This window comes from Fulvivirga sp. M361 (genome assembly GCF_007097395.1).
Lineage (GTDB): Bacteria > Bacteroidota > Bacteroidia > Cytophagales > Cyclobacteriaceae > Fulvivirga.
In genome coordinates, this window is record NZ_VKDC01000003.1 from 87,095 (window position 1) to 102,560 (window position 15,466).

A 15,466-nucleotide genomic window follows, 5' to 3' on the forward strand; every position below is an offset into this window, starting at 1 on the left:
TTCATTCTTCCTTCAGGTATAATCTATTGTACATAGCCATTCCGTTTTTATTGGCAGGTACAGGGTTGTATTTTTTTATGGACAGGCCAGATGCTTCTTTGTCTTTAGAAAAAGAAGCATCAAAAATCGTAAATAACCTTGTACGGGAATTGTCTTCTATACAAAGGCAAACGGTCCCTGTATTGGAAGTGTTAGAAAACGAGGATGAATTTCATTTTACCAAATTTAATGGTCTATCAAGTTATCCCTTTTTCATTTATCAGGGTGGTGATCTTATTTATTGGTCAGATTATCGTTTTGTGCCTGATTATCATTCGGTCCGGGGAGATTATCGATACCGCTTTTTACAATTACTAAGAAAAGATTTTATTGCGAGGAAATGGGTAATTGCCAATTCGTCATTTGAAGTAGTGGCGCTTTTGCCTCTTTACAAAGGGTATCAGATAGAAAATGATTTTGTAGCGTCTGCATATAATCCTGAAATATTTCCTGTTCAGCAGTTATCCATACTTCCCATGTCCTCGGAAGCGGGCACGGACATATGCCTGGATAACAATGAATATTGCCTTTTTAAAGTATTGTTCGATAAGGATTATTCCAGCCCGGACAGGTCTCTCTTGTTATTGATCAATGCATTGTATTCCATTGGATTTCTGCTGCTTTTCATTGCCATTTATGTCATAATATATCAGGTAGGTCGTAGGGTTGCTATCAAAGGAGCGCTCCTGCTTGCCGCAGGCATATTACTTATCCGACTGCTCATGCTCTGGATAGGGTTTCCTGATAACTTCACCGATGCCCCTCTTTTTAATTCCAGGTATTTCGCCTCATCCAACCTGAACAGATCACTGGGGGATCTATTAATAAACCTGGGTGGCTTTTGTTCTTGGACTATTTATGTGTTCCTCCATAGGTCACGTATATTGGAAGAATTAGCGAGTAGGTTGCCTGAAAATAGGCATATCAAGATCCTGCTCGGAGCATTGACCATTGGGGGTGGATTTTTTTCCTTCCACATAGGCTATCTCATGTTCCAGACATTGTATCACAATTCACAGTTGACATTTGACATTGAGCAAACGTTAGATTTCGATAGTAGCCGGCTGACAGGGTTTGTAATCTTCCTTGTTTTTATTTTTTCGGTTTTCTTTTTTTTTCATGTCGTTTACAAACTGATGAAGCAAACCTTCTCGGAGAAACGCGCGCTTATACAGGCGTTTTTCAGTGGAGCGGCCTTATTTTCACTGGTTAATCTATTAATAGGGCAGATATTTTGGCCAGCTCTCTTATTAGGTAGTGCGACTTACTTCGTGCTTCACATTACTGACCTTCCCCGGTCTATAAAAAAACTGGGCTATAGTACTTTCCTTTACTTTTTTGTTTATGTTATTTCAGGCGCACTCTTAGGTACTATCTCAATTTACCAGTTTGAAAATGAAAGGGACATCAAACGGAAAAAGAAATATGCCAGTCAGCTGTTGATAGAGAATGATAACCTTGCTGAGTTCCTGTTATCAGAGGCAAATGACAGGATTGAAAAAGATGTGTTCATTCAAAATCGCATGTCAAGTCCGTTCCTTTCTAAGGACATCATTAAAGCAAAAATAAGGCGGGTATATTTGAATAGCTACTTTGATAAGTATGATGTGAATATTTACTTGTACAATGCATTGAGTGAACCCTTTGATAACTCTTTTGAGACTATCTTACCCAATGACTTTCGGGGCAGCTACAGTACTTCCTATGATAGTATTTATTTTATAAATAGTTTGGGTAGTGAACTGTCTAAAAGATATCTAAGCTTTTCTAAAATTGAAAAACGAGGAGTAACCGTAGGATACATTGCCATAGATCTAAACCTTAAAAGAGTCATTCCCGAGAGTGTATATCCGGAGCTTTTAGTAGACCACAGGTTTCTTAATCCATATCAGAATGCTAAATACAGCTATGCCGTCTTTGAGAATAATACGATTACTTATAACTCCGGTGATTTTAACTACCTGCTGAATTTTGGAGAAGTACTTTTTCAGGACCCGGCTTTGTATGATCAGTCCCTGATTGTCTCGGGGTATCGGCATATTGCTGTAAGAGATGTTAATGATAAAGTAATTGTCATTAGCTCAGAAGATCACTCTTTTTCTGATGTGATCTCCAATTTCTCATTCCTTTTCTTGATACAGGTTTTTTCAGTGGTCTTGCTGGCAGGGTTTTACGCTTTATATTTTCTATTACAGCAGGAGAGCCTCAATTATTCGGCTAAAATTCAGCTTTATCTTAATGTGGCCTTTTTCCTTCCTTTATTCGCTGTGAGTGCTACTACGCTTAGCCTTATTAACTCTTCGTTTGAGAAAGAAGTGAATTATGAATATTATAAGAAAGCTGAAAACATAAGCATTAATGTAAGTGAAGACCTCAACGATTTTGTAAGTGACAGCACTGCCAATGCCGAGGAACTCCAGACACAACTCATTCAGCTTTCGAAATATTCAGGGGCAGATGTGAACTTATTTGATACTCAAGGGAAACTGATTGCTACAAGCCAACCGTTGATCTATGAAAATGATCTTTTAAGTAACCATGTTAACCCAGTGGCCTATGCTTATATTAAAGAGCGTGGTGAAAATGCGCGTATCCTTCAGGAGTCGGTGGGTGAGCTGGACTATAACACAGCGTTTTTTGCCGTAAAGTCTTTTGATAAAGGCGACCTTATCGGAATGGTCAGTATTCCCTTTTTTCAGTCGGAATATACGCTTGAACAAAACCAGATTACGATACTTACCAACGTGATCAATATATTTACAGTTGTTTTTATTGTATTCCTAGTAGTGTCATACCTTGCGGCCAAATGGCTTACTTTTCCGTTATGGTTTATTACACAAAAACTTAAAAAAACAACCCTTACTGGATTTAATGAGCCTCTTTCGTGGGATGCCAATGATGAAATCGGGTTGATGGTGGGAGAGTATAATAAGATGCTTGAAAACCTTGAAAACAGTAAAAAAGCCTTAGCCAGGAGTGAAAAAGAATCAGCCTGGAGGGAAATTGCCCAACAGGTGGCTCACGAGATCAAAAACCCACTCACACCTATGAAACTTACCCTTCAACACTTGAGTAGAAAGCTACGGGATAAGGGAAGTAAGGAAGAGATGGACCGGCCTATTAATACGTTGCTGGATCAGGTAGATATACTTAATGATATTGCTTCTTCCTTTAGCTCGTTTGCAAAGATGCCCATTCCTGAGCATGAACGATATGAACTGGCACATGTAGTACGCAATGTAGTAAGTCTTCATAAGTCAACAAAAAACGTTGTTATTGACTTACATATAGAAGTAGAGCCAGTGTTTACTATAGGTGATGAACAATTAATGGGAAGGATCATTAATAATATACTGTTGAATGCGATACAAGCTACAGAGCGTAAAGACTCTTGCATAAAAATTTGCTTAGATAAGATACGAGCGTCAAAAGTAAGACTGGAGATTAAAGATAATGGTGCCGGGATAGCTAATGATATCCGTAACAAGATATTCATTCCTAATTTTAGCACCAAAGAGATGGGATCAGGTATAGGCCTGGCCATAGCTAAGCACGGCGTAGAACATGCCGGTGGAAAGATTTGGTTTGAGACTGAAATAGGAAGTGGTACTTCTTTCTTCATTGAATTGCCTACACAAAATTCATAATGCGCTTTTTGGCACTCATCGTAGGTGTGTTAATACAACAGGTAGCCACAGGGCAGACAACGAACGACCGATGCCGATGGGTTAAAGATATTGATGGTGCCTTTATCCCGGATAGCTTATCCGTATTACCCGATTCATGGGTATTCCCAAACGGGGAAACTGTAAAAGTGTTGCACAACCTGAGTTCCGGCACTGTGACATTCCAGGTCGATGATGCAGTAGATTCCATTTTTGTTTGTTACAAAGTGTTACCTTTTAGCTTTCATCAACGCTATTTTCATCGAAACCTTGATATCTATGATTCAGGTGCCCTTTTTAAAGACCGGGTAGCCGTTGATAACGGTCTTTTAAGGCGTGATCAGCTGTTTGATACTCCTGAACTTAATAAAAGTGGTACCATTAGCCGTGGTATTTCCTTTGGTAACAACCAGGATGTGTTTGTAAATTCTACCCTTAACCTCAATCTGGATGGAAAGCTTACCGATGATCTTAATATCCGTGCTTCTATTACGGACCAAAATGTGCCCTACCAGCCGGAAGGAAATACACAACAACTTCAAGATTTTGATAATGTATTCATTAAAATATACAATGAAAAGATCTCCCTGACCGGGGGAGACGTAGTGCTTAAAAATCGACCTTCGGAGTTTCTTCGTTTTTATAAGAACGTGCAGGGAGGGCAGGCCGAAGTAAAATATAAGTTGGGTAAGCAGGGTAGGGCTACCACTTCTGCAGGTATATCGGTTGCAAAAGGCCGGTTTGCCTCTGTTCAAATCGATCCCATTGAAGGTTCTTCCGGCCCATATCGTATCCCCGGGCCTAATAATGAACCTTTTGTGATCATATTGGCCAATTCCGAACGTGTTTTTTTAGATGGCAAACAGTTGGACAGAGGTTTTGACAAAGATTACATCATTGACTATAATATTGGAGAAGTTACATTCACCAATCGTGTTCTCATTACCGAGTTTTCCCGTGTTAGAGTAGATTACGAGTTTTCTGACCAAAATTACAATCGTACCATTGCTACTGCCAGCCACTATCAGAAAACTGGAAGGCTTGGCCTCTTTTTCAATACCTACAGCGAAAGCGACAATCGTAACCGGCCGTTGAGCATTGAACTGAGTGAACAGGATAAGTTGTTTTTAAGTACGGTAGGTGATAACCTTGATCAGGCTGTTACTTCCGGTGCGGATAGTGTAGGGTTTACAGTAGAGCGGGTACTTTACAAGCAACTGGATACATTAGATGCCGATGGAGGTACTCAGCGGATCTTCAAATTTTCCTCTGACCCGGATAGTGCTTTTTTCAGCGTCACCTTTTCAGATGTCGGGGAAGGGAACGGTAATTATATTCAGTTAAGGACTACTGCCAACGGACGTGTTTTTGCATGGATTTCACCTGTTCAGGGGGTCAGTCAGGGCCGTTTTGAACCTGTAGTTGCTATACCATTACCCAATAAAAGACAAATGACCACTTTCGGTGGAAGCTATACATTTTCTGAGCATGAGACGTTTTTTTCTGAGATAGCTTTTTCCACACTCGATAAAAACCTCTTTTCCGAACTGGATAGTGAAGATGACCAGGGGCATGCTGTCAAGATGGGCTTTAACAGTAAGGGACGTGAGTTGGGGCTGTTACCTGCTTATAAGGTCAATACCTATGTCGATATTGAGTATGATGATAAAAACTTCAATCCGATTGACCGGTTCAGGTATATTGAGTTTGATAGGGATTGGAGCTATAACCCAACTTCTGATTTAAGACGATTTGATGACCTGATTTTTAATGCAGGATTGGAGTTCACTAAAGAAAGTACAAGTACCTGGAAATACGATTTAAGCAGAAGAAAACGAGGAGAGCAGGTGGACGGTTATCAGCATCGCATTAATGTACTACAAAAGTTGGGCAAATTTCAGATGAAATCGGATGCCTTTCTGATGAAAAGTACACTTCCTGATACTATGTCAGAATGGAATCGCTATTCCGCTGACCTTTCATACCACGGCGGTAAATGGGTACCTGGCTATAACTACAACGTGGACCAGAATAAGTTGATAAATAACGAGAGCGATTCTGTTATTTCTTCGGCAATGTATTTCAATGAGCACACCGGTTATATCCGGAATGGAAAAGAAGCAGAGATAAATGTAGACCTTCGCTACAGTTACAGAGAAGATAAACGCCCCTTGGAAGGAAAATTATTGGACTTTTCTTCGTCTCAGACGAGTAGACTTACCTTAAAGAAGCAGTTCAAAAATAATCGTTTTGAAACGATATTTATCTATAGAAAACTTGATTTGGCACGCGAAGGAGAAGATGAGGAAACCATTTCAGGACGTATGGACTGGAGCGGTAACCTGTTTAATAAACTGGTGCGATCACAACTTACCTATACCATTGCCAACAGCCGGGAATTGAGAAGGGAGTTTATATACATTAATGTGCCAGCCGGACAAGGCACACATACATGGAGAGACCTTAACGAAGACGGAGTACAAGACCTTACAGAGTTTTTTGAAGCAATAAATCCGGATGAGAGAAACTACGCCAAAATTTTTCTTCCATCTAATGAATTCATCACCGCTTTTCAAAACCAGTTTGTCTATCGTGTTGACATCCGTTTGCCTAAGTCATGGCTCAAACAGGGCGGTTGGAAAAGGTTTGCCGGAAGGTTCTCGAATAACACTTCATGGACATCAGAAAGTAAAAGCACAGACAGTGAACTTAGTACACGGCTATTTGCTTTTGCGCGTGCCATTGATCAGGAGTTTCTTTTAAGCGAACGTAAGAACCTCCGCTCCACTTTATTTTATAATCGTAGTAATTCAATCTATGGTATAGAAGGAGTGTATTCCAATCAAAAGACCAAACAACTTTTGAGCAATGGCTTTGAATCGCGGGCGTTTGAAGAATATGCCGTGAATTTTAGATTAAATATTAGCCGTAGATATAATGTGAAGCTTAGAACTGCCACGTCCAGCCGTGAAGCTGATTCTGATTTTTTAGCAGGCAGGACCTATAGAATAGAGGGGTACCGATTCAACCCGGAGTTTGCCTGGCAGCCAGCATTAAATTTTCGACTTTCACTCCAATACGAGTACAACAACAAAGAGAACAATCTAACCTCCGAAAGTATTGAAAGTGCGCAATTCAATGAGGCGGTTATAGAGATCAAGTATAATAAGGCAATAAAAAATTCTCTTAATTTTCAATTCAGACTGGTAGATATTACTTTTTCAGGTGAAGAAAACAGCCCGCTAGGCTATGAACTACTGGAAGCGTTACGCCCGGGTAAGAACCTTACCTGGTCATTGAACTGGCAACAAAAGATTACCAAGGGTCTGCAACTGAACCTGAATTATGACGGACGCAAATCAACCTCTAACAGAGTAGTACATGTTGGGCGCGTCCAGGTGAGCGCTCTTTTCTGATAGTAAGAATATTTCGTCTTACCCCTTTGAAAAAGAATGGGTACTTAGCCCTTTTTGATTCGGATAATACCCAGAATAAACAATCCAATAGGAATAAGGATAGAAGAGAGGTAATCAAATGTGAAGCCCGGCGCACCCAAAATAAAATCCAAACGGATGTAGGCGTACCAACAAGCAAAAATGATATATATGACACCGAAGACTCTTTTGATACCCATAGGCTATTTCTTTCTTAGTTTTTGCATCACTTTATTGGCAAAGACAAAATCATCAAATTCTTTTACCCCGCTGTCCGTGATCTCGTCCCGGGTTCCTTCCCAGCATTTTAGTCCTTGGTACAAAAACATGATTCTTTTACCGATGCCCATGACAGAGTTCATATCATGACTCACCACTACAGTGGTGATGTTATACTCTTCTGTAATTTCCAATATTAAGTCATCAATTAATATTGAGGTTTGTGGGTCCAGACCACTGTTTGGCTCATCACAAAATAGGAACTGTGAGCTATTTACAATGGCCCGGGCGATGCCCACCCTTTTCTGCATACCACCGCTAATTTCAGAAGGCATTTTGCTGTTCTGGCCACCAAGTCCAACACGTTCCAGACAAAAATTTACGCGGTCTATTTTTTCGTTTTGAGGCATTTTTGTCAATACATCCAATGGAAACATTACGTTTTGTTCCACAGTTTTAGAATCAAAAAGAGCCCCCCCTTGAAATAACATACCTATTTCTCTCCGGATTTCCGTTTTTGTATCTCTATTGGCCTTGGTAAATTCCTTATCCCCATAAAAAACATGCCCCTCATCTGGCTGGATAAGTCCTACGATACATTTTAGCAAGACACTTTTTCCCGTACCGCTGGCCCCTATGATCAGGTTTGGTTTGCCTTGCTCAAAAACACCACTTATGCCTTTTAGTACTGGTTTACCCTGGAATGATTTATGAATATTTTCTATTTTGATCATTGTAGTAGTAATTGCGCCAGTAAATAATCAGCGGTCAATATAGCGATTACACTCTGTGTTACGGCAGCCGTACTGGCTTTACCCACTTCCACTGCACCGCCAGTAGTATAATAGCCTTTGAAAGCAGAAATAGAAGCTACTAAAAAAGCAAAAACAAATGATTTGATGATAGCGAAAGTGACCATGTACTCGTTGAAGTCGAAACGTATACCATAAACATATTCGGTAGGTGAAATCACGCCCGTGAAAGTACCGGCAAGATATCCTCCTAACATAGATAATAACCCGGCCAGAATTACCAGCAAAGGGTACATCAATAGTGAGCCGATTACTTTTGGTAATACAAGATAGCTGGCAGAATTGATACCCATTACTTCCAGTGCATCAATCTGCTCACTGATTCGCATGGTACCCAGGCCACTGGCCATACTGGAGCCAACCTTTCCTGCATAGATAACTCCAATGATGGTTGGTGCAAGTTCAAGGATAGTCATATCTCTGACTACCAATGATATAACATAATCCGGGATTAACGGGCTTATAAGATTGTAAGCCGTTTGGATGGTAGTAACAGCTCCCATGAAAAATGAGACCAGTGATACAAGGAAGAGAGAATTTATACCAATAGTAATACATTCATCTACCACCAGCTTAAAGTAAGTGCCAAAGGTTTCCCGGTTGACGAACAGTCTACTTAAAAAAATAAAATACTTACCAAGTGTCTCCATTCACTGCTAATATAAAGGTTTCATTATGTGGATCAGTATTTTAGAAAATATTACAATAATATGATAAATGATCTTGGCCGGGTAATCATTTAATGATAATTTCAAAACCCAGGCGATGAAATGACATTCAAACTGACATTATGAAGAAATTAGCTGTAGTCACAGGAGGAACAAAGGGTATTGGTAAAGCTATTATAGTAGCTTTTGCCAGGGAAGGCTTCGATATTGCCACCTGTGCACGAAATGAGCAGGATCTTGCTGATCTCAGGAAAAATATCGAAGTGGAATATGGTGTGAGTGTGCTTACTCATCCTGCTGACCTGTCCCAACGAGCGGACGTTAATCAATTCATTGAGAAAGTAAACGCTCTTGCCACCCCGGTAGATGTGTTGGTGAATAATACCGGGACGTTTATTCCCGGTACTGTACATGAAGAAGAAGAAGGGGCGCTTGAAGCTATGATCAATACTAATTTGTACAGCGCCTATCATATTACACGGGGGTTCATTCATGCTATGAAAGCCGCTCGCTCAGGCCATATTTTTAATATTTGCTCTACAGCTTCCATTACCCCTTATATAAACGGAGGCTCTTATTGTATTTCCAAATTTGCTTTGCTGGGGATGTCTAAAGTGCTTCGTGAAGAGATGAAGGAACACAATGTTCGTGTTACCTCTATTATGCCTGGTGCTACGCTCACTGCCAGCTGGGAAGGGGTAGAACTTCCGGAAGAACGCTTTATGAAAGCTGAAGATGTGGCTGAGACAGTTTGGAATGCCTATGTAATGTCAAAGCGTACGGTAATTGAAGAAATTGTGATGCGACCTCAACTTGGGGATATTTAGAATGCAGTACTAAGGTTAGCCTGAGATTTAATAGTATTTCCTTAATTATTGTCCAATACTTATTAGCTGTTTGTATTAACAGAGGTTGACCCTCGTAAATCTCTCATTCAAGCCACTTGTCTAGTTTTTGTCTAGTATAGAATGCGTGTTTAGTTGCTTGTTGATTGCGATATTTATAGACATTGAATAATCAAAAGTAATGGAGAGTAGTAAAAAAATAATAGGGGTGTGTGTAGGGATGCTGGCTACGATAAATACGTTGGCCCAGGTTAGCGTACATGTAAACCTGAACATGGAGCATAGTGTAAATGGAGTTTCTGAATTTGATAGAAGTAAGTTCTTTATCCTTCACGCAGGTATTAACGATAACGATTGGGATAACGACGAACAGAGACGGGAGCTGTTGGAGGATTATAACGTCTATCTTGGTCGCAACAACGGGAGTATTGTTTGGGAATTCAACCAATTGAAAGAAGACCCTGATAAGTTCGGGTGGCCTGATCTGGCACACATGAAACAGAAAGGGACGAGTTCAAAAAATAACTATTCATCAAAGACCAGTTCCCATCAGTTTGAAAATAGAGTAAATAGAATGGTCATTGGAGGACAACCTACTCCTATGTTTCCCAATGGTCAAAAAACAAGGCCAAACCCATGCTGTAGTGACGGTGCCACACCGTGGGCTTATGAAAATTTTGATGCTGTAGCAGAGTATTATGCCAATTACCTCAAAGAGTATTTTGGTGACGGAGGCAATACGGGTATGGTCAGACCTACTTACCTGGAAGTGTTAAATGAGCCTTTTGTTCACGCAGGTGAGCTCAAAACAACTAACACCCAAATTTCGGAAATGCATAATGTGGTGGCTAAAAGGGTCAGAGAATTGAATCCTAATGTAAAGGTTGGTGGTTACACAGCAGCACATCCCGCATTTGAGAGTAATAATTTCAACCACTGGAATGGTACCTGGAAATTATTCATTGATGTCGCAGGAGCTAATATGGATTTTTTCTCTTTTCATCTATATGATTTCAGAAGGACTAAAACCGGTGCAGAGTCACAAAGAAAAGGTAGCAATATTGAAGCTATCATGGATATGATAGATCATTATAGCGTTTTGAAACTTGGAGAACGAAAACCTTGGTATATCACAGAATACGGATATCTGTTAAATGAAGCCGTTTTATACAATAAACAAAGCGACTGGTACCAGGTAAGGTCATACAGTACTATGATGATGCAGCTAATGGAAAGGCAGGATCAGATTGTGGGAACAATACCATTTATGATTTTGAAGGCACTTTGGGGTACTAATAGTGAGGGGATCCTATATGGCCCAAGACTGTTGAGACAAAAGAAAGAGGTAGCAGGATTCGAAGGAAATGGAGAGGATTGGGTTTTTACCGAATTACTTACCTTTTTCCAGTTATGGAAGGACTTAAAAGGAACCAGAGTGGATTCTTACGCTACTAATGCAGATGTCCTTGTTGATGCCTATGTAGAGGGGAGCACGGCCAGAGTGATTCTCAGTAACCTTGTTAATGAGGTGGTAACGGTGGACCTAAACATTTTGACAGGTAACTCTTCAAAAATCACAAAAATCACGGCTAAACATTTACATGCGAATGAGGCAATAGAACCTGTCCTGGATGAGCTGGATTTAACAGGAGAAACCAGCGTGGAACTTGGAGCTGAGGCAACCATGATCCTGACCTATACATTAGATGCTCCCATAGCATTAACAGAAACTTCTGAAGAGAAAAAATACTTTGCGGATAAATACCTACAGCCGATCAACGCAAATCAAGCCATTGAAGTAACCATAAACGGAGTGTTCAAGGACAACTTTGGAGAAGCTATATTAAGGTTAGGCATAGGAAGGAATAAAGGGTTGACCGTTAGGCCGCAAGTAAAAGTCAATGCCCAATCTGTTATCGTTCCGTCAAATTGGAAGGGCGATGATCAAAGCAATAGAGATAAGTTCTTTGGAGTGATGGAAATACCCGTGCCTTTTGAATTGCTGGAAGAAAATAATACTATTTCAATCCGTTTTCCGGATAACGGAGGACATGTCTCAAGTATAAGTATGCAGGTATTCAATCAAAGCACTGACGTCAGCAGGCCAGGCGTTGTATTAAATACCGATGATCCGCTCATAAATTCAGTATTGAAAGTATATCCCAATCCTTCAAAAAGTATTCTAAACATAGCTCTGCCGGCTGATTTAGGTGAAGGAATTTTAGAAGTGCACGATTATTCAGGTCGAAAAATTGCTGAATATCCGACAAAGCAAGTGAGTAAAATAGCCATTGGTGATTATGACAGCGGCATTTATTTTGTGAGCCTCAAATCAGATAAATATGTGCTTCAATCCCGTTTTATTATTGAATAATAGGTGCGTTTGAAATGGTTATACCACGGGCTAAAAGAAAATATAATATCATGTTTTTGGCCGGGTAGGTTAAAAATCTCTGAGTTGATCGCTGATACAGTCAAAATCTTTCAGGGGATAGTAATTCTTATAGATTGTAATGTTCTTCCCTTTTATATCTATTTGATTTATAGCAAGATATGATAATTCGAGATGGCATTATATGACATGTGCTAAAAACAAGTGCGTCAACTTTTGATCTCTTTATAGCCTTTTGTGAGTTATTAACCCTTTAAAACGGTTATTCAGTTTTTTATTTTCAATCAATTCTTTTATACATTTGGGCGATTTCTAACTACTCCCGTTGTCATGAAGTCTTACCATTTTTTCTGCCTTTGGACTTCCCTATGGCTATTACACGGCCTGGCTTATAGTCAATATGATAACGATTACGTGCCTATGGACTCTTTGGGCCTCCGAACGGAAAGGTTAATCGATGACATTCATAATGATATAGCAGGTGTTAAAGCTGCACTACCCAAATCTTCGAGGAGTGAACTAAAGGAAATTTTCGAAAGGAAAGCGGACCTGCTTGAAAAACGTTTGAAATCCAACCACTTTGTAAATGACACAGAAGTGGAAATGCTTGTGAATAAAGTATATGCGGAAATAGTTTCAAAGAATCCGCGAAAAGGATATCCAACAAGAATTATGATCTCAAGGAGTGCCATTCCTAACGCATCTTGTTGGGGGGAAGGCACCATGATCATCAACCTTGGGTTGCTGAGCAGGCTACGTACAGAGAGTGAACTTGCTTTTATCATGGCCCATGAAATGGCACATCAGTTACTGGACCATGTGAACCAGGCCTCTGTGGATGCTTTAAAAAGGCGTAATGACAAAAGCATTAAAAAACGTGCAGAAGCGTTTGGCAAACTGGAAGTGCTGAAAGATATTATGTATGATGACGCTAAATATTCCAGAAAAAAAGAGCACGAAGCGGATTCAATGGCAGTAGTACTACTGCGCAATACTAACTATCAATGGCTGGTCTACGAAGACGTTTTGAACATACTGGATTCAGCTGACTACCCGGAGATTGTTAAAACCCCTGACTTAAGATCCAGGTTCAATTTTAAACAGTATACTTTTAAAGATAAATGGCTGAGACCACCTGATAGCGGACTTGGCAAATCTGCTAACACCGGACTTTTTTCTACCGATTCTGTCAAATCACATCCGAACATTTCCAAAAGGATAGCCTACCTGGATTCAATGTTTAATAAGCAAAATCAGGTGCAGGAAACCAAAAAAACTATATCCACTTCTTTGCAACGCCGAATTGATTTGGAGCTTGTTTCAAGCTCCTATATTCTTAAGGATTACGCTAAGTCGATGTTTTATACACTACAGATGTTGGACCACTATCCTCAAAACAGGTTTCTGAAAACGCATTTAGCCAGGCTGTTGGTCCAATTACATTTGTCCCGGAAAAATCATACGTACAGCAGGTATGTAGGTGTATCGAATTACTACCCTAAAATGATGGAGGAGGTATTTATATTTCTCAACAATCTAAGAATGTCAGAAATAGGAAAACTTGCTTACAATTATATCAACAGAGACTCCGTTTTCGACAAAGCTAACGAAGAGCATTATTACCTTCTTTTTACGGTAAGTACTGCATTGGAAAACCTGGAAGTGAGTGAAAAGGTACTGGAGGCTTATGAGACCGTGTTCCCTGATGGAAAATATTTAAAGGCAATGAAGTATTAAATCAACCCATTAAACTCTCAATTTAACGCATAATAATGATGTACAAACTAAATTTTTTTTTCATGGTACTGCTTGTATCATGTATGATGCTCCACCCTGACGCCCGTGCGCAAAAAAGAACTTTTGATAATATCAAAAAAATGAGCATAAGAAGTGCCGGAACTATTGAAGAAAACAATCAGGTCAGTGGTTACTACGTACTTTACGATGTTGACAAAGCGAAAAACGGTAAAAGAACTTACTTGCTGAAGATCCTGGATGAAAACCTGGATGATTTCAAAACTACCACTTTAGAGGAGGGTAAATATGTTGCACTGACAGAAAGTGTTTTCAATGGCGAGGCGATCATGTTGAAATTTGTCGATATACAAAAGAAGCGAATGATCTTTATGTCTTATGACAAAAATGCTGATCTGCTAATGAAAACGGAAAAGGAACTTACAAAAAGGGAAGTACTTCTATATAGAATGATGTTGAGCGCCGATACCGAGGGCAGTGCGCTGAATATCATACCTGAACGAGGCTTCGTAGATTATGGAATGGCTGATAACGGTAAAAAATATACCATTTCCTACATGCCTTCTAATCCTAAGGAAAAAGGATGGAAGAAGCAATCAGCTAATCCAAAAGGAATAGAGAATGCAGGCTTTCTCTGTACTTCCGAAAACCATGTTTACAGCCTGGTCGCTAGAAGACAAAGCTTGAGAAGTACCAAGATCGAGTTTGCTGTTAACGCCTATGACGTGGAAATAGGCTTTAAGGCGTTTGAAACTAATCTGAATTCTGAAAAGTACAGCACGCAGCCTATGAGTGGTTTTTTTGATAACAAAACGCAGCTTCTGAATGTCATTGGGATATATTACGAGCCTAATACAAAGCAGGTTAAGGATAATGGGTTAGGCTTGTTTAACTACCAAATCAATATAAAGGGTGAGATTGTTAATAAAAAATACCTTAGCTGGGCCCAACATTTTAGAAAGTACGTGAAAGTGGATAACAAGGGGAGGATCGTTAACGAAAAGCGTAACGGTTTTATATTCTTTCACAATATTATTCAAAATACGGACGGTACTATCATTGCCGTGGGAGAGCAGTATAAAAAGGCAGCTGATGCAGGAGGAATTGCTGTAGCAGCCCTGGGCGGTACAACCAGTACTACAAAGGTTGTTATTCAAGACATGATCGTCTTTCATTTTACCAAAGAGTTTGACATTTCAGGGGTAGAAATAGTTGAAAAATCCAAGTCCAATTTTTCACTCCCACAGGGATACGATTTCATGAATATACATATGTTGAGTACCATAGTAAAAGCGAATGGAGGCTTTGATTATTCTTTCACCAGTAAAAATGACCAGGACGAATCTACATCCATTGGTTATGTGGATTATGAGAGGAAAAAAGGAGCTAAGAATGAGTTTACTTTTGGGGCTATAACCTATTACGACGGGGAATTCAATAAAGATAAAATTCCTTTAGGCAGGCCGACCGGCAAAGACTGGATCCGCGTTTTACCGGGGAAACCGGGCTATGTTATGTTATTGGAATACAGTAAAAAAGAAAAGAAGCTGGAGACAAGATTGGAAAGGATTAATTTTTAGCATCAGTTTAAATGTGAGGCTGTCTGAAAGGTCAGCCTCCATGTTTTATTGCTCCTT

At 39.8% G+C, this 15,466-nt stretch carries 8 protein-coding genes; 6 read left to right on the plus strand and 2 right to left on the minus strand.

What is annotated here, in order from left to right; translation table 11 throughout:
- Positions 1 to 26 precede the first annotated feature (26 nt).
- The gene (locus FNH22_RS02895; RefSeq protein WP_185154056.1) at positions 27 to 3,686 is read left to right on the plus strand and encodes an ATP-binding protein; all 3,660 of its coding nucleotides are present in this window, start codon (positions 27 to 29) and stop codon (positions 3,684 to 3,686) included.
- Positions 3,686 to 7,120 carry a hypothetical protein gene (locus FNH22_RS02900; protein ID WP_143396821.1) on the plus strand — a complete coding sequence of 1,145 codons (3,435 nt, stop codon included), beginning with the start codon at positions 3,686 to 3,688 and terminating at the stop codon, positions 7,118 to 7,120. The genes FNH22_RS02895 and FNH22_RS02900 overlap by 1 nt, the downstream gene beginning before the upstream one ends.
- Positions 7,121 to 7,341: 221 nt before the next feature.
- Here FNH22_RS02900 and FNH22_RS02905 read toward each other — a convergent pair whose 3' ends face one another.
- Together FNH22_RS02905 and FNH22_RS02910 are read right to left on the minus strand one after the other, a co-directional pair.
- Positions 7,342 to 8,091: an ABC transporter ATP-binding protein gene (locus FNH22_RS02905; protein ID WP_143396822.1), complete on the minus strand. Its 750-nt coding sequence runs from the start codon at positions 8,089 to 8,091 to the stop codon at positions 7,342 to 7,344.
- Complete coding sequence (locus tag FNH22_RS02910; RefSeq protein WP_143396823.1) at positions 8,088 to 8,819, minus strand: ABC transporter permease; 732 nt, start codon at positions 8,817 to 8,819, stop codon at positions 8,088 to 8,090. The genes FNH22_RS02905 and FNH22_RS02910 overlap by 4 nt, the downstream gene beginning before the upstream one ends.
- 140 nt (positions 8,820 to 8,959) lie before the next feature.
- On the opposite strand from FNH22_RS02910, the gene FNH22_RS02915 reads away from it, so the two are divergent.
- The 4 genes from FNH22_RS02915 to FNH22_RS02930 all read left to right on the plus strand — a co-directional run bounded on the left by FNH22_RS02915 (position 8,960) and on the right by FNH22_RS02930 (position 15,409).
- On the plus strand, positions 8,960 to 9,664 hold the full coding sequence (locus FNH22_RS02915; RefSeq protein WP_143396824.1) for an SDR family oxidoreductase: 705 nt from the start codon (positions 8,960 to 8,962) through the stop codon (positions 9,662 to 9,664).
- A gap of 199 nt (positions 9,665 to 9,863) precedes the next feature.
- A complete protein-coding gene (locus tag FNH22_RS02920) occupies positions 9,864 to 12,056 on the plus strand; it encodes a T9SS type A sorting domain-containing protein (protein ID WP_143396825.1) in 2,193 nt (730 codons plus the stop codon).
- 348 nt (positions 12,057 to 12,404) lie between these two features.
- Positions 12,405 to 13,811, plus strand: a complete 1,407-nt coding sequence (locus FNH22_RS02925; protein ID WP_143396826.1) for a M48 family metallopeptidase — start codon at positions 12,405 to 12,407, stop codon at positions 13,809 to 13,811.
- Between the two features lie 62 nt (positions 13,812 to 13,873).
- A complete protein-coding gene (locus FNH22_RS02930; RefSeq protein ID WP_143396827.1) occupies positions 13,874 to 15,409 on the plus strand; it encodes a DUF6770 family protein in 1,536 nt (511 codons plus the stop codon).
- The last annotated feature ends 57 nt before the right edge of the window (positions 15,410 to 15,466 follow it).

Bases quoted from the DNA above. Each gene is read 5' to 3' on its own strand.
- FNH22_RS02900 (WP_143396821.1), top strand. From the start codon at position 3,686: ATGCGCTTTTTGGCACTCATCGTAGGTGTGTTAATACAACAGGTAGCC.
- FNH22_RS02905 (WP_143396822.1), bottom strand. From the start codon at position 8,091: ATGATCAAAATAGAAAATATTCATAAATCATTCCAGGGTAAACCAGTA.
- FNH22_RS02910 (WP_143396823.1), bottom strand. From the start codon at position 8,819: ATGGAGACACTTGGTAAGTATTTTATTTTTTTAAGTAGACTGTTCGTC.
- FNH22_RS02915 (WP_143396824.1), top strand. From the start codon at position 8,960: ATGAAGAAATTAGCTGTAGTCACAGGAGGAACAAAGGGTATTGGTAAA.
- FNH22_RS02920 (WP_143396825.1), top strand. From the start codon at position 9,864: ATGGAGAGTAGTAAAAAAATAATAGGGGTGTGTGTAGGGATGCTGGCT.
- FNH22_RS02925 (WP_143396826.1), top strand. From the start codon at position 12,405: ATGAAGTCTTACCATTTTTTCTGCCTTTGGACTTCCCTATGGCTATTA.
- FNH22_RS02930 (WP_143396827.1), top strand. From the start codon at position 13,874: ATGGTACTGCTTGTATCATGTATGATGCTCCACCCTGACGCCCGTGCG.